Origin of the sequence: Sulfitobacter sp. HI0040 (assembly GCF_001634885.1) — a bacterium.
Lineage (GTDB): Bacteria > Pseudomonadota > Alphaproteobacteria > Rhodobacterales > Rhodobacteraceae > Sulfitobacter.
In genome coordinates this window covers 1-213 of sequence record NZ_LWEX01000356.1, presented here as the reverse complement: position 1 = coordinate 213, position 213 = coordinate 1, and the positions used below count along the sequence as shown (strand labels likewise).

At 58.2% G+C, this 213-nt stretch carries 1 pseudogene; it reads right to left on the bottom strand.

The features are described from left to right. Positions 1-213, bottom strand: a pseudogene (locus A3728_RS23205) (hypothetical protein); the annotation flags it as partial.

Below are 213 nucleotides of genomic sequence, written 5' to 3'. Positions count from 1 at the left end.
CGTCGAAAGTGACCCCGAGTTTCTCGGTATAGGCCCGGCAGTTTTCGACTGCCGAAACGACCACTTTCGTGAGGTCCACGGGTTTACGCGTCACCGATACCTTGCCCTCGCTCAGGGCTTGGGCATCCAGAATATCGTTGACGAGAACCAGCAGCCTGTCGCCATTCCGGGTCGCCGTATCGAGCAGTTTGAGCGCGGTTTTGTCCTCGATCG